This is a genomic window from Pseudomonas parafulva (assembly GCF_000800255.1).
GTDB classification, from domain to species: domain Bacteria; phylum Pseudomonadota; class Gammaproteobacteria; order Pseudomonadales; family Pseudomonadaceae; genus Aquipseudomonas; species Aquipseudomonas boreofloridensis.
The window spans coordinates 3120670-3142173 of sequence record NZ_CP009747.1 but is presented as its reverse complement, the minus strand read 5'-3'; the positions used below and the strand labels follow the sequence as shown (position 1 = coordinate 3142173).

At 64.2% G+C, this 21504-nt stretch carries 18 protein-coding genes and 1 pseudogene; 13 read left to right on the top strand and 6 right to left on the bottom strand.

Annotated features, from left to right (window positions below; translation table 11 throughout):
* Positions 1-93: 93 nt before the first annotated feature.
* The 3 genes from argJ to NJ69_RS13545 are packed head-to-tail and all read left to right on the top strand — an operon-like array spanning position 94 to position 2939.
* Positions 94-1311 carry a bifunctional glutamate N-acetyltransferase/amino-acid acetyltransferase ArgJ gene (gene argJ / locus NJ69_RS13555; RefSeq protein ID WP_039579833.1) on the top strand — a complete coding sequence of 406 codons (1218 nt, stop codon included), beginning with the start codon at positions 94-96 and terminating at the stop codon, positions 1309-1311.
* Positions 1312-1365: 54 nt separating this feature from the next.
* Positions 1366-1998, top strand: a complete 633-nt coding sequence (locus NJ69_RS13550) for a glutathione S-transferase family protein (protein WP_039579831.1) — start codon at positions 1366-1368, stop codon at positions 1996-1998.
* Positions 1995-2939 (top strand): Nudix family hydrolase, encoded by a 945-nt coding sequence (locus tag NJ69_RS13545; RefSeq protein ID WP_039579828.1) that lies wholly within the window; start codon positions 1995-1997, stop codon positions 2937-2939. Before NJ69_RS13550 ends, NJ69_RS13545 begins: the two co-directional genes overlap by 4 nt.
* A 63-nt stretch (positions 2940-3002) precedes the next feature.
* Here NJ69_RS13545 and NJ69_RS13540 read toward each other — a convergent pair whose 3' ends face one another.
* From NJ69_RS13540 to NJ69_RS13530, 3 genes are read right to left on the bottom strand one after another with little or no spacing between them, the layout of a single operon-like run.
* Positions 3003-3569, bottom strand: a complete 567-nt coding sequence (locus NJ69_RS13540) for a cob(I)yrinic acid a,c-diamide adenosyltransferase (protein WP_039579825.1) — start codon at positions 3567-3569, stop codon at positions 3003-3005.
* A 1-nt stretch (position 3570) separates the two neighbouring features.
* On the bottom strand, positions 3571-5601 hold the full coding sequence (locus NJ69_RS13535) for a HAMP domain-containing sensor histidine kinase (RefSeq protein ID WP_039579822.1): 2031 nt from the start codon (positions 5599-5601) through the stop codon (positions 3571-3573).
* A 30-nt stretch (positions 5602-5631) separates the two neighbouring features.
* Positions 5632-6549, bottom strand: coding sequence for a putative 2-dehydropantoate 2-reductase (locus NJ69_RS13530; protein ID WP_039579820.1), 918 nt, complete (start codon positions 6547-6549; stop codon positions 5632-5634).
* Between the two features lie 98 nt (positions 6550-6647).
* On the opposite strand from NJ69_RS13530, the gene NJ69_RS13525 reads away from it, so the two are divergent.
* The 3 genes from NJ69_RS13525 to NJ69_RS13515 all read left to right on the top strand — a co-directional run bounded on the left by NJ69_RS13525 (position 6648) and on the right by NJ69_RS13515 (position 9534).
* Positions 6648-7133: a YajQ family cyclic di-GMP-binding protein gene (locus NJ69_RS13525; protein ID WP_039579816.1), complete on the top strand. Its 486-nt coding sequence runs from the start codon at positions 6648-6650 to the stop codon at positions 7131-7133.
* Positions 7134-7248: 115 nt separating this feature from the next.
* Positions 7249-8091: a mechanosensitive ion channel family protein gene (locus tag NJ69_RS13520; RefSeq protein WP_039579813.1), complete on the top strand. Its 843-nt coding sequence runs from the start codon at positions 7249-7251 to the stop codon at positions 8089-8091.
* A 198-nt stretch (positions 8092-8289) separates the two neighbouring features.
* Positions 8290-9534, top strand: coding sequence for an MFS transporter (locus NJ69_RS13515; protein ID WP_039579810.1), 1245 nt, complete (start codon positions 8290-8292; stop codon positions 9532-9534).
* A 63-nt stretch (positions 9535-9597) separates the two neighbouring features.
* On the opposite strand, the gene NJ69_RS13510 is transcribed toward NJ69_RS13515, so the two are convergent.
* A complete protein-coding gene (locus NJ69_RS13510) occupies positions 9598-11145 on the bottom strand; it encodes an AmpG family muropeptide MFS transporter (protein WP_039579807.1) in 1548 nt (515 codons plus the stop codon).
* A 43-nt stretch (positions 11146-11188) separates the two neighbouring features.
* Complete coding sequence (locus tag NJ69_RS13505) at positions 11189-11542, bottom strand: MGMT family protein (protein WP_039579805.1); 354 nt, start codon at positions 11540-11542, stop codon at positions 11189-11191.
* Between the two features lie 151 nt (positions 11543-11693).
* Here NJ69_RS13505 and NJ69_RS13500 point away from each other — a divergent pair, with 151 nt between their 5' ends.
* The 5 genes from NJ69_RS13500 (at position 11694) to groL (ending at position 16346) form a co-directional block, all read left to right on the top strand.
* Complete coding sequence (locus NJ69_RS13500) at positions 11694-12701, top strand: DUF481 domain-containing protein (RefSeq protein WP_039579801.1); 1008 nt, start codon at positions 11694-11696, stop codon at positions 12699-12701.
* Positions 12702-12837: 136 nt separating this feature from the next.
* The gene (locus NJ69_RS13495) at positions 12838-13569 is read left to right on the top strand and encodes a HugZ family protein (protein WP_039579798.1); all 732 of its coding nucleotides are present in this window, start codon (positions 12838-12840) and stop codon (positions 13567-13569) included.
* A gap of 66 nt (positions 13570-13635) precedes the next feature.
* Positions 13636-14097 (top strand): FxsA family protein, encoded by a 462-nt coding sequence (locus NJ69_RS13490; protein WP_029614822.1) that lies wholly within the window; start codon positions 13636-13638, stop codon positions 14095-14097.
* Between the two features lie 263 nt (positions 14098-14360).
* Complete coding sequence (locus tag NJ69_RS13485; RefSeq protein ID WP_029614823.1) at positions 14361-14654, top strand: co-chaperone GroES; 294 nt, start codon at positions 14361-14363, stop codon at positions 14652-14654.
* A 48-nt stretch (positions 14655-14702) separates the two neighbouring features.
* The gene (gene groL / locus NJ69_RS13480; protein WP_029614824.1) at positions 14703-16346 is read left to right on the top strand and encodes a chaperonin GroEL; all 1644 of its coding nucleotides are present in this window, start codon (positions 14703-14705) and stop codon (positions 16344-16346) included.
* Positions 16347-17154: 808 nt separating this feature from the next.
* Here the strand turns inward: groL and NJ69_RS13475 are convergent.
* Positions 17155-19217: pseudogene (locus tag NJ69_RS13475) on the bottom strand (PhoX family protein).
* 224 nt (positions 19218-19441) lie between these two features.
* On the opposite strand from NJ69_RS13475, the gene NJ69_RS13470 reads away from it, so the two are divergent.
* Entirely contained in the window at positions 19442-21082 is a 1641-nt protein-coding gene (locus NJ69_RS13470) for a lipoprotein UxpA (protein ID WP_039583256.1), read from the top strand.
* On the top strand, positions 21079-21504 hold the full coding sequence (locus NJ69_RS13465; protein ID WP_039579796.1) for a pilus assembly protein PilZ: 426 nt from the start codon (positions 21079-21081) through the stop codon (positions 21502-21504). The genes NJ69_RS13470 and NJ69_RS13465 overlap by 4 nt, the downstream gene beginning before the upstream one ends.

Sequence of the window (21504 nt, the reverse complement as noted above, 5' to 3'; positions counted from 1 at the left end):
TATTTCAACTCACTGTAGGAGCGGCCTTGTGCCGCGATGGGGCGCAAAGCGGCCCTGCTTTTCGCAATCCATTCATTTCCAAGGAGCGTTCCAATGGCTGTCGGTCTCGGTCCCCTGCCTACCCTGCACCCGGTTCCCGGTTTCGAACTCGGCATCGCCTCGGCGGGCATCAAGCGCCCCGGACGCAAGGATGTGGTGGTCATGCGCTGCGCCGAAGGCTCCAGCGTGGCCGGCGTGTTCACCCTCAACGCCTTCTGCGCGGCGCCGGTGATCCTCTCCAAGCAACGTGTCCACGGTCCTGTGCGCTACCTGCTGACCAACACCGGCAACGCCAACGCCGGTACCGGCGCGCTGGGGCTGGCCGCTGCCGAGCGCACCTGCGCCAAGCTCGCTGAGCTGGCGGGCGTGCCTGCCGAAGCGGTGCTGCCATTCTCGACCGGTGTGATCGGCGAGCCGCTGCCGGTCGAGAAGATCGAGGGCGCCTTGCAGGCGGCGCTGGACGATCTGTCGGAAAACAACTGGGCTGAAGCCGCCACCGGCATCATGACCACCGACACCTTGCCCAAGGGGGCCAGCCGCCAGTTCCAGCATGACGGCGTGACCGTCACCGTCACCGGGATCAGCAAAGGCGCGGGCATGATCCGCCCGAACATGGCCACCATGCTCGGCTACATCGCCACCGACGCCAAGGTCGCCCCGGCCGTACTCAAGGACCTGATGCTCGACGGCGCCAACAAGTCGTTCAACCGCATCACCATCGATGGTGATACCTCGACCAACGACTGCTGCATGCTGATCGCCACTGGTCAGGCCGACCTGCCGGAGGTCACGCAGGCCAGCGGCGCGCTGTTCGAGGCGCTGAAGCAGGCGGTATTCGAGGTGTGCATGGAGGTGGCGCAGGCCATCGTGCGCGACGGCGAAGGGGCGACCAAGTTCGTCACCGTGCAGGTCAACGGCGGCGGTAATCACCAGGAGTGCCTGGACGTCGGTTATGCCGTGGCCCACTCGCCGCTGATCAAGACCGCGCTGTTCGCCTCCGATCCGAACTGGGGGCGCATTCTCGCGGCCGTCGGCCGTGCGGGGGTACCGCAGTTGGACGTGAGCTTGATCGATGTCTACCTGGGGGACGTGTGCATCGCCAGCCAGGGGGGGCGCAGCCCGAGCTACACCGAGGAGCAGGGCTCGGCGGTGATGGCTCAGGAAGAGATCACCATCCGTATCGAGCTGGGCCGGGGCCAGTGCAGCGAGACGATCTGGACCACTGACCTGTCCCACGAGTACGTGAAGATCAACGCCGAGTACCGTACCTGATACACCCGGGGCCGCAGGGCGGCCCCACCTCTTCCGATCGATGGAGCCGACCCCATGAACTATCACCTGATCATCGGCGACAAGCTGTATTCCTCCTGGTCCCTGCGCGGTGCGCTGGCTCTGGAACTGGCCGGCGTGCCTTATGAGGAAACGCTCGTCAAACTTAACCAGGCCGATACCTCCACGCGTCTTCTGGCCTACTCGGCCACGGGTAAAGTACCCGTACTCAAGACCGAACACGGCACCATCGCCGACTCCCTGGCCATCGCCGAGTACCTCAACGAACAGCATCCCCAGGCGCAGTTGTGGCCGGCGGACGTGGCCGCGCGCGCTCAGGCCCGCTCGGCCTGTGCGCAGATGCACAGTGGCTTCTTCGCCTTGCGCGGTGCCATGCCGTTCGACCTGTCGCGCAATCAGGCGTTGGACAGTGTGCCGCTCGACGTGCAGACCGACATCGACCGCATGGTCGCGCTGTGGTCCGAGTGCCGCCTGGTGGCCAAGGACAGCGGTCCCTTCCTGTTCGGTCGTGCGAGCCTGGCCGATGCCTTCTTCGCCCCGGTGGCCGTGCGTTTGCGCACCTATCGCGTGGCTGTGCCGGCGGAGGCTGCGGCCTACATCGAGACGATCTACAACTGGCCCGCCTTCCAGGCCTGGCAGCAAGCCGGTCTGGCGGAGCGTGTCGGATGAAGCGGGTGCATGTCGCGGCAGCCGTGATTCGCGGCGAGGATGGCCGCATCCTGATCGCCCGGCGTGCCGACTCCCAGCATCAGGGCGGCTTGTGGGAGTTTCCCGGTGGCAAGGTCGAATCGGGTGAAGACGTCGAGACGGCGCTGGCCCGTGAGCTGCGCGAGGAACTGGGCATCGAAGTCGGCGCTTCGCGTCCGCTGATCCAGGTCAGTCACGATTATCCGGACAAGCAAGTGCTGCTGGATGTGCGTGAGGTCACCGCGTTCAGCGGCCAGCCCCACGGTGCCGAGGGCCAGCCGCTGGCCTGGGTGTCGCCGCGCGAGTTGCCGCAGTACAGCTTCCCCGAGGCCAACACACCGATCGTCGCTGCAGCGCGGTTGCCCGACCGCTATCTGATCACCCCGGACGGCCTGGAAACACCGCAACTGCTGCGCGGTATCCAGAAGGCGGTGGCTGATGGCATCCGCTTGATTCAACTGCGTGCCCCGGACATGTACGACCCGCAGTACCGCGATGTGGCGGTAGATGCGGTAGGACTGTGCGCGGGCAAGGCGCAGTTGATGCTCAAGGGGCCGTTGGAGTGGCTGGGCGACTTTCCTTCCGCTGGTTGGCACCTGACTGCGGCGCAGTTGCGCAAGTACGCCGCCAAAGGTCGTCCGTTTCCCACCGACCGTTGGCTGGCGGCCTCGTGCCATGGCGCCGAGGAGCTGGAGCTGGCGCGGCAGATGGGGGTGGACTTCGTCACCCTGTCGCCCGTGCAGCCGACGCAAACGCACCCCGACGCGACGCCAATCGGTTGGGGCGAAGCGCAGCGGTTGATCGCTGGGTTCGAGCATCCGGTGTTTCTGTTGGGTGGCGTCGGTCCTGAGGACCGAGCGCGTGCCTGGCAGGTGGGTGGGCAGGGCGTTGCAGGCATTCGGGCGTTCTGGCCTGAGGTCTGACGCGTTTGGCTCTGGTGCAGCAGGGCAGGGCCGCGATGCGGCCCGCGTGCTGCCGCCGCCCGTCTAGCCCTGCGGTTTCTCCGCCGCCTGCCACAGCACCTCAGCAACACCCTGGCGTCTTCCGATAATCCTTGCCGCCACGAACAGCAGATCGGACAGCCGATTGATGTACGCCAACCCCACCCCTTCCAACGGCTCCAGGGCGTTGAGCTGCTGACACCGCCGCTCGGCGCTACGGGCCTGCGCCCGGCACACGTGGGCCTGGGCCACCAAGGCCGAGCCGCTGGGCAGGATGAAGTTCTTCAACGGTCCCAGTTCGTCGTTCCAACGGTCGATGGCCGCTTCAAGTCGGCCCACCTCCGCTTGGTTCAGCGCCTGGTAACTGGGCATCGCCAGTTCGCCACCGAGGTCGAACAGCCGGTGCTGGCAAGGTTCGAGCACCTCGCTCAGTTCGACCAATCCGTGTTCGGCCAGTCCCGCCAGCAGCAGGCCCAACTGGCTGTTGAGCATGTCCACCTCGCCGATGGCCTCGATGCGCGGGTGGTCCTTGGGCACGCGGCGGCCATCGCCCAGGCCCGTTTCGCCCTGGTCACCGGTGCGGGTGTAGATCTTCGACAGGCGATAGCCCATGTCATGCCTCCGTCTGCTGCGAGCGGTGCGCGCCCGCTTGACTGAGGGGCAGGCGGAGGGTGAAACAGGTGCCCTGGCCCGGGGTGGAGTGCACCTCCATCTGCCCCTTGTGGTTGTTGGTGATGATGAAGTACGACACCGACAGTCCCAGGCCCGTACCCTGGCCGATCTCCTTGGTGGTGAAGAACGGCTCGAAAGTGCGCTTGCGCACCGACTCGGGCATGCCCACGCCGTTGTCTTCCACCTGGATCTCGGCCCACGGGGGATTGAGCCGTGTGCGCAACACGATGCGCCCCGGCTCGCTGGGCGCCGGGCGCTGGTGAATGGCCTGCGCGGCGTTCTTCAGCAGGTTGAGCAGCACCTGCTCCAGTTCGTTCGCTGTGCACGGTACTGGCCCCAACTCGGGATCGAACTGGCGGACGATGGCCTGGCCCTTGAAGTCGAAGCCGCCGGTCAGGTCGAAGTCGTTGCCGGCAATTTCCAGCGCTTGGTCGATCAGGGCGGGCAGGTCGCAGGGCGCCAGTTGTCGATCGCTGCGGCGGCTGAAACTGAGCATGTGGGTGACGATCTTCGCTGCGCGCGCGCCTGCCTGACGAATACCTTCGAGCAGTTGCGGCACCTCGCGGCTGTCCAGGTAGCGGTTGACGGTAGCCAGTTCGATGCCCAACTCCTCGGCCTGCTGCTGATTGCGCGGCAACTCCGGCGACAATCGCCGGCGGATGTTCTGCACGTTGTGCAGGATCGCGCCAAGCGGGTTGTTGATCTCGTGCGCCATGCCCGCCGCCAGACCGCCCACCGAGAGCATCTTTTCCGATTGCACCATCATTTCCTCCAACGACAGGCGCTGGGTGATGTCGTCGATTCGGATCACTACGCCGCGTCCGCCGCCGCCGGTCAGGGGATAGAAGGTCAGGGCGTAGTGGCGCGGCTCGTCGTCCTTGGGCCAGGTGACCCGGTCGATCTTGGCCACCCGGTGCTTCTGCACGGTGTCCTTGAGTTGCGGCAGGAACGGCTTGAGTGGCTCGAAGGCGATGAAGATCGGCTGGTTCAGCGCCTGGTGCAGGGGCGTGCCGGAGAGCGCCGTGGCCTCCTGGTTCCACTGGGTGACGTAGAGCTGTTCGTCGAGGGCGATAAGCGCCGAAGGCATGGAGTCGATGATGCTGTTGAGGTAGTTCTGAAAGCCGGTGAGCTTCTTCTCGATCTTGCTGCGCACCTGCACTTCCAGCTCCAGCTTGCGGTTGGTGTGGCGGGTTTCCTCAGCCAGGCCCTGGGCTTGGTCATAGGCCGACTGGAACTCGTCGCGGGCACGCTTGAGCTGGTCTTCGCGCGCCTCGATGCGCGACAGCATGGTATTGAAGGCCGCGGCCAGGCTGCCGATCTCGTCGTCGTTGCCGCGCTGGGCGCGCAGGGCGTAGCTCTCTTCGCGGGTGACCTGGCGCGACAACTCTTCCAGACGGTTGATCGGCTGGGTGATCAGGCGTTTGATCTGCCGGGCGATGACCACCCACAGCAGCACGCTGAACACCAGGATCGCCAGGCTCGCCGACAAGGTGCCGGTGTAGAAGGCCATCGGCAGCTCGCTGCTGGCCACCAGCAGCAAGTGCGCGGGCGGGTTGCCGGGGCGCGGCAGGGCGATCAACTGGGTATTGCGAAATTCGGTCAGGCGCCAGCCGTCGATGTTGCGGTAGCGCTTGGGCATGCTCAACGCTTGGCCATGCTGGAGCTGGGCGAGCAGCTTGCCATCGCTGCCGTAGACGGCCGCGGCGCGCAGTGGCGTGTAGCTGTCCAATTCCTTGAGCAGGGCGTGGGCGTCCTCCGCGGATTCGCTGGCCTGCGCCGAAAGCTGTGGATTGGCCACCAGGCGGCCAATGGTCTGCAGGGCTTGCGGGCCCATGCTGTCCTGGGTGATCCAGTAGGCGGCGCTGATGAAGGCCAGGTTGGCTACCAGCAGAATGGTCACCAAAAGCACCAGCAGCGCGGCCAGCAGTTTCTGCCCGACCGGGAGGTTTTCCAGGCGTTGGCGCAAGGTCATGGCAAGGTCCGTGTGGAAGGGTGGGCGACGTCAGTCGCAGGGCAGGTTGCGCGCCTGCAGCTTATCGACCAGCCGCTGGTGCAGGCGTTCCAGGGCAGGTGTCGCCACGGCATGGCGCTTGGCGACACGGCAGACGTACCCGAGCAGGTAGTGCACCTCGGTGCGGCGTCCGGCCTGCACGTCCTGGTACATGGAAGAATAGTTGGCAGCGGTGGCCAGGATCACCCGCTGCACATCCTCGGCCAGATCCTGCGCGGCCTGGGGTTGGCCGGCCTGTTCGAGCAACTCGCCGAGCTCCCGGCACAGGCTGTCGATTGCGTCCAGGTGCCCGAGCAGGCCGCCGTTGGCGCAGTCGTGCAGCACTGTCAGCGGGTTGATCGCGCAGTTCAGGGCCAGCTTGCGCCACAGGCGAGTGAGGATGTCCACGGTCCACTCGGCGGGGATGCCGGCGTCTTGCAGGTCGCCGAACCAGTCCGGTTGGGCTGGATTCAGCGGGTCGCCCAGCCAGTTGAAGCCTTGGCCGGCGAAGCGCACCTGCCAGTCCTGCTCACGGTACGCGCCTTCGGTGCTGGAAGCGAAAATGCAACGCGCCTGGGGGACCAGCGCAGCCACCTCGTCCTGGCTGCCCAGGCCGTTCTGCAACAGGATCAACTGCGCGTCGCTCGCCAGCCGTGGGGCGATGCGGGCGACGGCAGCCGCGGCGTCATAGGCTTTGCAGGCCACCAGCACACGATGGATCGGGCCGCTGTCGTCGCAACGCTGCGCGGGAATGGCAAACGAGGTGGTCTGCTGCGCTTCGACCAGCGTCAGCCCACCGGCGGCCCGGTAGGCGGCCAGGCGCTGGTGGTCGCGCAGCAGCAACTGAACGGCTTTGCCCGCCCGCGCCAGGCGGCAGGCCCAGAGGCTACCGAGGCTGCCGGCGCCGAGAATGTGCCAGGTGCTGCTCATCTGCGTTTCGCAACCCGTTATAATGAGCGGGCATTTTAACCGTCAAACCCGACGCGCTCCATCTTCGCATCGAGCGCGCTTTTTTATGGAGAACACCCATGCCGTCGTTCGACGTGGTATCGGAACTGGACAAGCACGAAGTGAAGAACGCGGTCGACAACGCTATCAAGGATCTGGACCGCCGCTACGACCTCAAGGGCAAGGGCACCTTCGAGTTCAAGGACAAAGATCAGACCATACTGCTGACTGCTGAGGAGGAGTTCCAGCTCGAGGCCATGCTGGAGATCCTCCGCTTGGCACTGGTCAAGCGCAAGATCGACGTGAAGTGCCTGGAAACCCAAGACCCCTACGCCTCCGGTAAGGAGAAGAAGCAGGAAGCCAAGTTCCGCGAGGGCATCGACAAGGACCTGGCGAAAAAGATCGTCGCCACCATCAAGGATGCCAAGCTCAAGGTCCAGGCCGCCATCCAGGGCGAGCAGGTGCGCATCACCGGCAAGAAGCGTGACGACCTGCAGGAAGCCATTGCCCTGCTGCGCACCAAGGAATTCGAGATGCCGTTGCAGTACAACAACTTCCGCGATTGATCAGGCTTTTCCCAGGAACCCGATGGCGGCATGAGCGGTCCATCGGTTCCGGGCCGCTGGACGCACGGCGGCCTGCTTCATTCAAGACCTGCCGTCAGGCATTCAGGAGAAGAACATGGATTTGAACGCCGAAGTCGACCAACTGGTTCGCCAGTCCCAGACTTGGATTCCCTTGATCATGGCCTACGGCAGCCGCCTGTTGCTGGCGCTGCTCACACTCGCCATCGGCTGGTGGGTCACCAGCAAGATCAGTGACCGCCTGGGACGGCTGGTGGGCTTGCGCGTCGCCGATCCGGCCTTGCAGGGTTTCATTCGCACCCTGGCCAATATCGCCTTGAAAGTGATGCTGGCGATCAGCGTGGCCTCGATGATCGGCATCGAAACCACCTCGTTCGTCGCTGCCATGGGGGGTGCGGTACTGGCCATCGGTCTGGCGCTGCAGGGCAGCCTGGCGAACTTCGCCGGCGGCGTGCTGATCCTGCTGTTCAGACCGTTCCGCATCGGCGACTGGATCGAAGCCCAGGGCGTCAGCGGCACCGTCGACAGCATCCAGATCTTCCATACCGTGCTGCGCACCGGTGACAACAAGACGGTGATCCTGCCCAACGGCAGTCTGTCCAACGGCATCATCACCAACACCAACCGCCAGCCGACGCGCAAGGTGGTGTTCGATGTCGGCGTCGATTACGAAGCCGACCTGCAGAAAGCGCGCAATGTGTTGCTGGAACTGGCCAAGGATCCGCGCGTACTGGCCGATCCTGCGCCGGTGGCGGTGGTGTCGAACCTGGGCGACAGTTCGATCACCGTGTCGTTGCGCCTGTGGACCAAGACCTCCGACTACTGGGACATGATGTTCATGCTCAACGAGCAGGCCCGTGACCGACTCAAGGCCGAAGGCATCGACATCCCGTTCCCGCAGCGGGTGGTTCGCGTGGTGCAGGAGGCGGCTGCGCAATAAGCGCGTCTCCAAGGCCGGCGCATAGCCGACTTCGCAGCGGCAAAGGGCCGCGCTTGCAGGGAGTTTTCCCCAGCAAGTGCGGCCTTTTGCCGTCTCAGCACGGTCAGCGAATAGCACCTTTACACTTGCTCACAACACTGGCCCGCCGTTTATGGCATATACCCTGGCCCTCCCTTTGCCTTGCCGCGATACCCGACCATGAAACCACTGCTGTACATCACCCCTCTGCGCGCGCTGCTCTTCGGCCTCACCCTGGCGCTGTTCGAGTTGCTCACCTACCTGGCCAGCGACGCCGTGATGCCGGCCATGCCGGTGGTGGTCGACCACCTGCAGGCCAGTCCCGAGTTCATTCCCCATGCGCTGAACCTCTACCTGCTCGGCGGCGTGCTGCTGCAATGGCTGATCGGACCCTTGGCCGACCGCTATGGCCGTCGCCCGCTGCTGCTGGGTGGCTGCATTTTCTTCGGCATTGCCTGCCTGGCGACCTTCTGGGTCCAGGACATTGGTCTGTTCAACCTGCTGCGCCTGCTGCAGGGCATCGGCCTGGGCTTCGTGGTGACGGTGAGCTATCCGGCGCTGAACGAAGCCTTCAGCGAGGCGGACGCGGTGCGGATGATGGCGCTGCTGGCCAACATCGCCCTGCTATCGCCGTTGCTCGGACCGCTGGTCGGCACCTTGCTGCTGCAATGGCTGGACTGGCGCTGGCTGTTCGTGGCCTTCGCCGTCGGTGCCTTGCTGTGCTGGGGATTGTTGTACCGGCTGATGCCCGAAACCTTGGGCGTGGAACGTCGCGATGGCTCGCGCCTGGCGTTCACGCCGATCCATCTGCTGCCGCTGCTGGCCGGCTACGGGCAACTGCTGAAGAACCGTCAGTTCGTTGCTGGCAGCGCGGCATTGGGTCTGGTGGGGCTGCCACTGATTGGCTGGATCGGCTTGTCGCCGGTGCTGCTGATCCATGACGAAGGGCTGAGCACTCTGGATTACGCCCTGTGGCAATTGCCAGTGTTCGGCGGGTTGATCCTGGGCAATCTGATCATCAACCGGATTGCCGACCGTTACCCGCTACCCGCATTGGTGCGCGGTGCGCTGTGGCCTTACCTGGCGGGTCTGGGGTTGCTGGTGCTGGCGACCTGGCTACGACCGACGGTGATCAGCGTAGTGGCCGGCATGTCGCTGTACGCATTAGGCCTGGGTGTGGCCAACGCGGTGCTGTACCGCATGACGCTGTTTGCCAGCGAGCAGAGCAAGGGGCTGGTCTCGGCCATGCTGGGCATGATCACCATCGCCCTGCTGGGGCTCGGCGGCGCGTTGCTGGCGATGATCGGCGCCGGCGCCAGCTTGCTGCACTTCGCGCTGGCGGCGGGGATCGCCGGTGCACTGGCGATCTGGCCGCTGTGGTTCATCGTTGGCGGGCGGGGCGGGGAAGGGGTCGTCGCGGGTTGAGGCGCGCGTGAATCGATCGCTGCTGCGCGGCGCCGCGCCTGCCGGGGCCGGCGCGGCGATCGATCAGGGCTGCTCGCTCGTCTGGGTTTGCGCCTCGACCTGCTTGCCGCGTTTGATCTCCTGATGCCAGTGCAGGGCAATCAGGATCAGCGTCGGCACGCCCAACAGGGCGGTGATGATGAAGAAGTTGTGGTAACCGAACTTCTCCACCATCACGCCCGAGTAGCCGCCGATCAGGCGTGGCAGCAGCAGCATGATCGAGCTCAGCAGCGCGTATTGGGTGGCAGAGAACTTCAGGTTGGTCAGGCTCGACAGGTAGGCGACGAAGGCCGAGGTGGCCATCCCTGAGCTGAAGTTGTCCAGCGAGATGGTCACCACCAGCATCTCCAGGTTCGGTCCCATGTCGGCCAACATCACGAACAGGATGTTGGTGGCCGCCGAGGCGATGCCGCCGATGAACAGGATCGGCAAGATGCCGAAGCGCACGATCAGCAGCCCGCCGACGCCAGCACCCACCAAGGTCATGATCAGGCCGAAGATCTTGCTCACGCTGGCGATCTGATCCTTGGTGAAGCCCATGTCGATGTAGAACACGTTGGCCATCACGCCCATCACCGTGTCCGACATTCGATAGGTAGCGATCAGCCCCAGCAACAGCAGGGCCTGCCAGCGGTAGCGGACGATGAAGTCGTTGACCGGCGTCAGCACCGGCGCCAGGCCACGCCGGCCCATGGACGACAGACAGGCCCAGGTCAGCAGCGCGTAGAGGATCAGGCGCAGGAAGGCACGGTCTTCGCGCAGCAGGTCGAGCATCGTCGCATTGCCGAACACCACGCTGGCCCAGTCGGTGTTGAACATCTGGGTGAAGCTTGCCGGTACCGACACCAACAGGATGATCAGCACGAACACCGAGGCCAACTGGTGCATCAGGCCATAGCGCGCGGCCGACAGTTGGGTGCGCAGCGGCACCGCCGGTTCGCGCATCACCAAGGTGGTGAACAGCGCGGGCAGCATGAGCACGCCGAACAGGACATAGGTGCCGGTCCAGGCTTTGTGCAGATAACTGAAACCGGTGGAGCCGAACCACTCGGCGAAGAACAGCGCGCCTGCGGTGGCCAGCAGTGCAGCGACCCGATAGCCGGCCATGTAGCTGGCCGCCAAGGCGGCCTGGCGCTGGTCGTCGGCGATTTCCAGGCGGTAGGCATCGACGGCGATGTCCTGGGTGGCCGAGGCGAACGCCACCAGCACCGCCAGGGCAATCAGCCAAGACAGGTGCTTCTGCGGGTCGCACAGGCCCATGCCCATCAACCCCACCACCACCAGCACTTGTGACAGCAACAACCAGGAGCGACGTCGGCCCATGCCGCCCAGTACCGGCAGACGCCATTGGTCCAGCAGCGGTGACCAGACCCACTTGAAGGCATAGGCCAGACCGATCAGGCTGGCGTAGCCGATGGTTTCGCGGGCGACTCCCGCTTCGCGCAGCCACACCGAGAGCGTGGAAAACACCAGCATGTAGGGCAGGCCAGCGGCAAAGCCGAGCAACAACAGCACCAGCGTTGACGGGCTGGCATAGGCAGCGAGCGCAGCGCGCCAGGTTTTACGGGGCATGGGCCAACATCTGCCTCAAATTTGCGAAAACAAAGCGCGCACTCTAACCGCTGTGCTCCATCGGGCGCCAGCCATGGCGCGACATATCCACGCGATTGTTGGCGACATTCACGCCCTCTGCGCGCAGCCTGGCGCGCTGCTCGTCGCCAGAGGGGGTGCCCGGTGCCAGGCTCAGTCGTCCGCCGGCGCCCAGCACGCGGTGCCAGGGCAGACGCGTGTCGCTCGGCAACTGGCCCAAGGTACGCCCGACCCAGCGCGCCGCTCGCCCCAGACCGGCCATTTCCGCCAACTGGCCGTAGCTGACCACCTTGCCTGCGGGCACTTGATCGAGCACCACATAGAGTGCCGTTCGTCGGACTTGAGGGGCCCCATTGTGCGGAATCGATTGTTCCAACATCAGGCTATTCCTGGGTTGGGAAGGAAAGCACCCAAATGAACGAGCGAAATGAGAATTGAACTCGTAGGCATAGGTCTGGTCTTTCCTTGCTCCGATCTCGGGTATCTGGATAATGCCCGACGTTTCCAGTCAATCGAACGCAAATTTGCCTATGTATTCTAGAGCCCTGCTGTGCCTCTTCGCCGCTTCCCTTTCAGCGCCCGTCCTGGCCGATACCGTTTGGATGAAAAACGGTGACCGCCTGACCGGCAAGATCAAGGTCTTCGATGGCGGCAAATTGCTACTGCAGACGCCTTATGGCGGCAACATTGCCTTGGACTGGAAGCAGATCAAGACCCTGGAAAGCGACCAGGAGTTGCTGGTCAAGCAGGATGCCGAGACCGGCGAGAAAGCCAAGTCGCTCAAGCCTGCCGAGTCCGGCAAGGTGATCCTGGCCAACGGCGAGGCGCCCAAGACCGTCGAGCTCGCCAGCATCGAGCAGATCATGAAGCCGCGCCCGCTGGTGGAAGACTTCATGTGGAAGGGCAACGTCGACCTGGCGCTGGACTACAAGCGCGCCGAGAAGAACACCGACGACTACGACATCGACTTCAAGACCACCGCCCGTCACGGCCGCTGGCGGCACACCGCCGAAGGCGAGTACAACCGCGAAACCAAGGACGACGTCACCACCACCAACAACTGGAGCGCCGAGTACGCGCTGGACCGCTTCCTCACCGAGAAGTGGTTCTGGCAGGGTCGACTGGAGTACAAGCGCGACATGATCGAAGACTTGGCGCGCCAGCGCACGGTCGGTACCGGCCCGGGCTATCAGTTCTGGGACAACGAACTGGGCGCCTTCTCGCTCGGAACGCTGATCAACCGCACCGACTACGAGTACAGCGACGGCGGCAAGGACAACTTCTATTCCGCCGCCGTGAAGTGGGACTACAACCGCTACCTGATCGGCAAGAAGGTCGAGTTCTTCACCAACGGCGAGCTTGGCAAGCCGATCGGTTCGGTGGCCGATTACTCGCTGGATGCCGAAATGGGCCTGCGCTACAAGGTCACCGATTGGGCCTCCCTCAACCTCAAGGCCGAGAAAGACTTGATCCGCGGCACCCGCGACAGCGACCTGGACAAGACCCGCTACACCGCAGGCTTCGGCGTCGCCTGGTAAGGCAGCGGCAAGCCACAAGCGGCAAGAAGAATGGTGGGAGGTGCCGCCGAGGCACGTCCCACGCTTGCTTTTTCTTGCCGCTTGTAGCTAATAGCTTGCAGCTGCTTTCCGTAGCTGACTGCCAAGGAGATCCGCTGTGAGTACCCATGCCATTCGACCCGCTCGGGAGCTGCTGCTCAAGGAATACCGCGGCGTGCTGTCGACCCTGTCCAAGTCCATGCCCGGCTTTCCCTTCGGTTCGGTGGTGCCTTACTGCCTTGATGAGCAAGGGCGGCCGCTGCTCTTGATCAGCCGCATTGCCCAGCACACCCATAACCTGCAGCAAGACCCCAAGTGCTCGCTGCTGGTGGGCGAGCGCGAGGCCGAGGATGTGCAGGCCGTGGGGCGCCTGACGGTGATGGCCGAGGCGCGCAAGCTGGTCGAGTCGGCAGCCATCGAGGCTGCTGCCGACCGCTACTACCGCTACTTCCCCGATGCCAGCGACTACCACAAGGCCCACGACTTCGATTTCTGGGTGCTGGAGCCGGTGCGTCACCGCTACATCGGTGGCTTTGGTGCCATTCACTGGCTCGATCAGGTGACCCTGGCCAACCCCTTCGCGGGCGCGGTCGAGGCCAGCATGATTGCGCACATGAACAGCGATCATGCCAGCGCCATCGCGCATTATGTCGAGCTCTGTGGCCTGCCGCGCCGTGTGCCTGCCGAACTGGTGGGCATCGACAGCGAAGGGCTGCACCTGCGCATCGGCCATGCAGTCCATTGGCTGGCGTTTCCCAGCATTTGCAATACGCCGACACAAGTACGCGAAGCCTTGGTTTTGCTGGCGCGTGCTGACCGCTGGCCGGTTTACGAAATGAATCGGGGTTGAAATCCGCAGCATCGGCATCCATCTGATGGTCTTACTGGAAGGTTCACTTCCGTCGAGGAATCCTTGATGCGTGCTTTTCTATTGCTGTTCCTGATTTTTCCGGTGCTGGAGTTGTTCGTCTTCGTCAAAGTCAGCGCCGCGATTGGCTTCTTCCCAGCCTTGCTGCTGATCGTTGCCGGTTCGGCCCTGGGGCTGCTGGTGATGCGCATCGCGGGCCTGGCCACGGCGCTGCGTGCCCGTGAGAGCCTGCAGCGTGGCGAGTTGCCTGCCGAAGACATGTTCCAGGGCATGATGCTGGCGGTCGGTGGTGGCTTGCTGCTGCTGCCGGGTTTCATCAGCGACGTGCTGGGTCTGCTGTGCTTGCTGCCCTTCACTCGCCATCTGGCGGCGCGCAAACTGCGCCAGCGTGCCGAGGCCCAGGCCACCCGCCAGCGTGCGTTCCAGGATGACCCGCTGCATGGGCAGCCGCGTGATGGCGGTCATCGCCCCAATGTCATCGAGGGCGAGTACGAGCGCCGCGATCAGTAACCAGGCCCTGTCTATCAAGCCCGTGCCATTTCGGTGGCGCGGGCTTGTTCATTTATAGGCGGCTGGGAGAAAAAAATTTCCAGCTTCACCCTTGTAATCGAACTGCGCGGCCTCATGTAGTGGTCACCGCAAGGTTTCTGGTGGCGACACCAGACATGACATGCGGGGCTCGCCCGGTGCGGGCCCCCACCGGCAACGCCGGATAGCTCAACCCGCCGGTGTCACACCGGCCGATGAAAACCACACATTAGGAGAGATCGACAATGAAGCTTCGTCCTCTGCATGACCGCGTCGTCATCCGTCGCAGCGAAGAAGAATCGAAAACCGCTGGCGGTATCGTCCTGCCAGGTTCGGCCGCTGAAAAACCCAACCGTGGCGAAGTCGTCGCCGTTGGCACCGGTCGTGTCCTGGATAACGGCGAAGTGCGCGCGCTGGCCGTGAAAGTGGGTGACAAAGTGGTTTTCGGCCCGTACTCGGGCAGCAACACCGTGAAAGTCGATGGCGAAGACCTGCTGGTCATGGCCGAGAACGAAATCCTGGCCGTCATCGAAGGCTGATTTCCCCGACTTCCCGTTACTCCACAGAATTCCAAGGATTAAACGATCATGGCTGCTAAAGACGTAAAATTCGGCGATTCCGCTCGCAAGAAAATGCTCGTTGGTGTCAACGTTCTGGCTGACGCGGTAAAAGCGACTCTCGGCCCGAAAGGCCGCAACGTGGTCCTGGCCAAGAGCTTCGGCGCGCCGACCATCACCAAAGACGGTGTTTCGGTCGCCAAGGAAATCGAACTGAAAGACGCCTTCGAGAACATGGGCGCGCAACTGGTCAAGGAAGTCGCTTCCAAGGCCAACGATGCGGCCGGTGACGGCACCACCACCGCCACCGTCCTGGCCCAGGCCATCGTCAACGAAGGCCTGAAGGCTGTCGCTGCCGGCATGAACCCGATGGACCTCAAGCGCGGTATCGACAAGGCCACTTCCGCCGTCGTCGCCGAGCTGAAGAACCTGTCCAAGCCATGCGCCGATTCCAAGGCCATCGCTCAGGTCGGCACCATCTCCGCCAACTCCGACAACTCCATCGGTGAAATCATCGCCGAAGCCATGGAAAAAGTCGGCAAGGAAGGCGTGATCACTGTCGAGGAAGGTTCGGGTCTGGAAAACGAACTGTCCGTCGTCGAAGGCATGCAGTTCGACCGTGGCTACCTGTCGCCGTACTTCGTCAACAAGCCTGACACCATGGTCGCCGAGCTGGACAGCCCGCTGCTGCTGCTGGTCGACAAGAAGATTTCGAACATCCGTGAACTGCTGCCGGTTCTGGAAGCCGTGGCCAAAGCGGGTCGTCCGCTGCTGATCGTCGCCGAAGACGTCGAAGGCGAAGCACTGGCTACCCTGGTGGTCAACAACATGCGCGGCATCGTCAAGGTCGCTGCGGTCAAGGCCCCAGGCTTCGGCGACCGTCGCAAGGCCATGCTGCAGGACATCGCTGTCCTGACTGGCGGCCAGGTCATCTCCGAAGAAATCGGCCTGTCGCTGGAAACCGCTACCCTGGAGCACCTGGGTAACGCCAAGCGCGTGATCCTGTCCAAGGAAAACACCACCATCATCGACGGTGCGGGTGTCGACGGCGACATCGAAGCACGCGTCAAGCAAATCCGTGCGCAGATCGAAGAGACCTCGTCCGACTACGACCGTGAGAAGCTGCAAGAGCGTCTGGCCAAGCTGGCCGGCGGTGTTGCCGTGATCAAGGTCGGTGCTGGCACCGAAGTCGAAATGAAAGAGAAGAAGGCCCGTGTCGAAGACGCCCTGCACGCTACCCGTGCTGCCGTCGAAGAAGGCGTGGTGCCTGGCGGCGGTGTTGCCCTGGTTCGCGCCCTGGCTGCGATCGCCGACCTGAAAGGTGACAACGAAGACCAGAACGTTGGTATCGCACTGCTGCGTCGCGCTGTCGAAGCACCGCTGCGTCAAATCACCGCCAACGCCGGTGACGAGCCGAGCGTGGTGGCCGACAAGGTCAAGCAGGGTTCGGGTAACTACGGCTACAACGCTGCGACTGGCGAGTACGGCGACATGATCGAGATGGGTATTCTGGATCCTGCCAAGGTGACTCGTTCGGCCCTGCAAGCGGCTGCTTCGATCGGTGGTCTGATGATCACTACCGAGGCGATGGTTGCTGATCTGCCGGAAGACAAGCCGGCCGGTGGTGGCATGCCGGATATGGGTGGCATGGGTGGTATGGGCGGCATGATGTAAGGTCCTCCCCACCTTGCTGTAAACGAAGAGCCCCGCCTTGTGTGGGGCTTTTTCGTTTTCTCTGGTTGGGGGATTTCTGGGAGGTGGTTTTGGGTGAATATCCGGATTTTTTGGTGAGGCTTAGTCACCTTTTCGCCCTTACGGCGACCTACTTTTTTTCTTGGAAAAAAGTAGGCAAAAACCGCTTGCTCCCGCATCCGGCCCCTTCGCTGCGCTGCGGGGTTCCCTCGCGCCGGTGGCATTCCGGGGGTACCGCGCTTAGGGGCCATCCATGGCCCCAAGCGCTTGACGGGCATCCATGCCCGTCAACCCCCTCCATGCCACCTCTGCTCGGCCTCCTGAGGTCGCGATGGGCGGCGTCTGAACTGGCGCGCGCTTAGAAGCAGGGCGGTGGGGCAGATGTGCTGGAGCGCTGCGCGATCGAATCGCCGTTGCCGTTGCCGTTGCCGTTGCCGTTGCCGTTGATTTTGATCTTGGTGCGCGGTAGTCCAATCACCGCCAACCGCGACCTCAGGAGGCCGAGCATAGGCGTTGCGCAGGGAGGTGACGGGCATGGATGCCCGTCAAGCGCTTGGGGCCAGGACGGCCCCTAAGCGCGGTCCTCCCGGAGCGACGCCGGCGCGAGGGAACCCCTGTGCGCAGCGCAGGGGCCGTATGCGGGAGCAAGCGGTTTTTGCCCCTCTTTTTTCCAAGAAAAAAAGAGGGTCGCCGTAAGGGCGAAAAGGTGATTCAGCCTCACCAAAGCCAACGGATAATCACCCCCAAACCCAGAAACCCAGAAACCCAGAAACCCCAAACCCCAGAAACCTCAAGCCGTCCCAATCACCCCCCCATCATCCCGCTGAATCACCACCGTAGAAGCCCGCGGCCGAACCTTCCCCCCGCCGGCGTCACATCGGTCGCCTTATCGGTATAAGGCCAATTCCCCGGATGCTGAATATTGATGAACAACGTCTTGTTATCCGGCGTAAAGGTAATCCCCGTCACCTCACACCCATTGGGCCCAACGAAGAACCGCCGCAAGTCCACCTGGTTCTGCGCATTGACCGGCACCTGCTTACCCGCCGCATCAACCAGGTCAGTCGGAATCACCGCCAGCAGTTGATCGTTGGTGTAACTGGTGACACTGCTCTCACCGTTATCGGTCTCGAACCACAACACCCCCCGGCTATCGAAGCTCATGCCGTCAGGACTGGCGAACTGGTTCAGTTCGGTCAGCCCGGACCGGTTGATCTCAGGTGCCCCGCCCGCATTGGCGCCGAACACGAAGATATCCCAGGTGAAACGCTGGTGATCATCGCTGTCGTGCCAGCGAATGATGTGCCCATGACGGTTCGGCCCCCGCGGGTTGGCCGCATCGACCTTGGCCGCAGTACGCGCGCTGTTGTTGGTCAAGGTCAGGTAGGCGTCGCCATTGAGCGGGTTGACCGCAGTCCATTCCGGACGGTCCATGGGCGTCGCGCCCACCGCGTCCGCTGCGCCACGGGTGTTGAGGATGATGCCCGGCAGGTCGCCGAACTGCGCGCCCAAGGTGCTGCCAGCGATGGTTGGCGTGGCCACGTCCAGCAGCAGCCAGACACCCGAACCGTCGGCATTGAAGCGCGCCACGTAGAGCTTACCCTTGTCCAGGTACTTGGCACCGGTGGCCAGGCGGTCGGCGGGCTTGGCGTCCGCCGGATCCCAGACCGCCTCGGAGACGAACTTGTACAGGTACTCGTTGTTCGAGTCGTCGCCGGTGTACCACACCAGCGGCTTACCGGCCACCGGCAGTCCCGGGCAGCAGCCCTCGTGGCGGAAGCGGCCCAAGGCGGTGCGCTTCACCGCCAGGGTGGCGCTGTTGTAGGGGTCGATCTCGACGATATAGCCATAGGTGCTGGCTTCGTTGCGGTAGTCGTCGGTGGCGCTGGCGCCAGTCGGGGTGACATCGAAGCGGGTGAATTCGTCCTGCACTTCACTGGCATCGCCCGCAGCGGTTTCCCAGCGGTACTGGCCTCGCGTGGCACTGACGCCGATGCGCACCTGATCGGCCGGACGCGTGGCCTTGTTGACGAAAATGCCCGGCCAGTTTTCCTCGCAGGTCAGGTAAGTGCCCCACGGGGTGTAGCCGTTGCCGCAGTTGTTGTTGGTGCCACGGGCCTGGGTGCCGGTCGGCGAGAACTTGGTCTTGACGTGATCGGTGCCGCGCATCGGCCCGGCGATATCCATCAGCGAGGCGGTGGTGAAGCGACGGTTGAGCGGGTCGTTCTGCACCACCTGCCAGCGCCCGTTGACTTTGCTCAAGCGCACCACGCCGGCGCCATGGGCGTTGATCTCCTTGCGCACTTCCTCCACCGGCCGCTTGCCGGCGGCATCCACGGTCGGACCGTTCGGGTGCAAGGCGTCGGTTTCGATGTACTCGAAGTTGATCGCCAGCAGACCGTCGTCGGAGCTGCCATTGATGGGGAAGAAGTGCATGCCGTCATGGTTCATGCCCATGGCATTGGCCTGGTCGGTCGAGGTGTTGCTGCCGTCGGACTTCCACGGGTTGCCATTGCTGTTGAGAGGGGTGCCCCACGGCGCGATCACATAAGCGCTGTAGCCAGCGGCGACCACGCAGGCGTCGGTGCGCGAGCCGGCGATCGACTGGAAGCCCAGCTTGAGCTTGGCCGGGGGTTCGGTGGTCGGCGGCGGAGTGGTCGGCGCGTCATGGTGGGAGCTGCCGCCACCCCCGTCGAAGCAGGCGGTCAGGCCGGTTCCTGCGATCATCGCGATGGCCGCACCGAGGCTGCCGCGCATCACCGTGCGACGGCTGAGGTAGGCATCCATCACGCTGGCCATCGGCAGGTTGCTGCTGGGGTTCCGGTCCAGGTTGTCGCCGCTTTCTCGACTCATCAGGGGTTCCTTGTAGTGGTTGAACAGAGGGAACCGCGACTCTAGGCGGCAAGTGTGATGATTCATTGGCAGAAATGTTAATGACCGCTTAAAACCTGGCGCTATTAGTAACAAGATTTGTCTAACCGTTTCGCCAGGCCTGTCCGATTTCTGCCATCAAACTGTCACGCAGCCTGCCCAATATCCGTGGCCCAACATGAAGTGGGTCGAGGATGACGGTGTCGATGGCAAGCAGTATGGGCAGGCGCGAAGTCATGGGGTGGATGGGTGTCGGGGCCTTGGCACCTTTGCTCGGCGCCTGCTCGGCATTCCCAGGACCGCGCAGCCGTGAGGCTTCGGTGGAGCTGTTGTACGTCGCCGATACCCTCGATGCCCGCGAGCCAAGTCTGCCGGTGGTGCCGGCGACCCGCCTGGGGCCGGTCAGCCATCTGGGCCGCGCACCGTGGATGACCGGTCGCCAGGCCAGCAGCGGTCATGCCGAACTGGCGCCGTTGCTCGACGCCGATCAAGCCGGTCAGACCCCATCGGGCGGTTATGCGGTGCTTGCCGCGTTGCTGGAGCAACTGCGCCGCGAAGCCGGCGACGAGCGCTGCCTGACCCTGGAAAACGGCCAGGGCTGGAACGGCAGCGGCCTGGCCTATCTCACCCAGGGCGAAAGCGGCGTGCAGGGCAGTCGCCTGCTGGCCAGCGACGTGCGGGTGAGCAGCGATGAACGCGTGCTGTGGCCTCAACGCTGCGCGGCGCTGTATCGACAATCCTCGGCCGTGACCCTAGGTGCCGGCCTCGCGGCCGAGCAGGCCAGCGCACTGGGCCTGGCGCCGCTGCGGATCTTCCAGCGCGGCGGCGCACGGATTGCCGTGGTCGGCGTGACGGATCCCTACGCCCAGGATCAGAAAGCCTCGCTCAAACAGTGGTATCAATCGCTGCTGCCCAGCTTCGAGCAGGCCCGGCGCGAGGCGGATCTGGTGATTGCGCTGGCCGATGTCGGCACCGGCCCAGGTCTGTGGCTGGCCGAACGGATCGGTCAGATCGACGTGATGCTCTGCGCCCGTGGCCAGGACCTGTGGCCTGCCCCGGTGAAGGTGACGCAAGCGTCCGGCCGTCAGGTACCCGTGCTGTTCGCCGGGTGTCGCGCCAGCGGCGTCTACCGCCTGCAATGCCGGCAGCAGGCCGGCGAGTGGCGCTTCGACGCCCGCTTCATCCCCACCTTCTTCAACCAGTTGAATGCTGCCGCCCAGGCCCGGGCCCATCAGTTACGCGCCGCGCTCGAACAACAGCGCGCCGGTCACGCCGCCTGGCTCGACCAGCCGCTGGCCCGCGCGCCTCAAGCCCTGTGGCGGCGCGACACCCGCGGTGGCAGTTGGGACCGCCTGCTGCACCAGGCCCTGGCCGACGATTCGAGCATGCCGGTGCTGTTGCCCGGCTTGCGTTACGACTGTCCCCTGGGCGCCGGCCAGGCGATCACTCGCGAGCACCTGATCAGTCTCACCGGAGGTTACCCGGCGCCCGTGGTCGAGGCACCGGCGCGCCAGGTGGAACAGGTGCTGGAAAACGCCGCCGAGCAGTTGTTCGGCGACCCGCTGCTCTTGGACAACAGCCAGGATCTGCCGCGTTGGCAGGGGCAGGCCTGGCAGGTCAGCTACAGCCCTTCGGGCAAACGCATCGCCGGGCTGACGACGGTGCAGGGCCTGTGCCGCACCTTCGGCCTGCATTTCGACGCCCAGGCCGGCGAGCCGCTGTGGCAGAAGGTCGAGGCCTGGCTGGCGCGGCAGACGCCGGACTGGCAGTTGGCACCGCAGCAGTTGCCGCAGATGCGCTATGTCCAGGGCCACCCGGGCTGGCACCCCCGTCAGGACGTCGCGTGAGCCTACGCCCGCGACTGACCAGCGTCGTGCTGCTGACCCTCGCCGGTTGGCTCGCGGCCCAGTGCCTGTTGCAACTGAGCCGCGAGCCGCAGCCTGTGACTGCCGTGCGCCAGTCACCCAGCGAACTGCCGGGCCTGCTCGCCGGCCACTGGCACGCGCCGGCGAAGCAGGGGGGTATCCCGCTGACGCGCCTGCCGTTGCAGTACCTGGGTGGGCTCAAGGCCGAGCCACTGTCGGCCAGCGTGGTGGTGCTGCGCTTCGGTCAGCAGGTGCGCACCCTCGGTCGTGGCCAGCGCCTGGCGCCGGGGATCGTGTTGCAGGCCATCGACGCCGATGGCCTGATTTTCGACAACCAGGGGCGGCGTGAGCGCCTGCCCTGGCCGCCACGGCCTGCCGTGACCGGCTTCAAGCGGCAAGGGTGA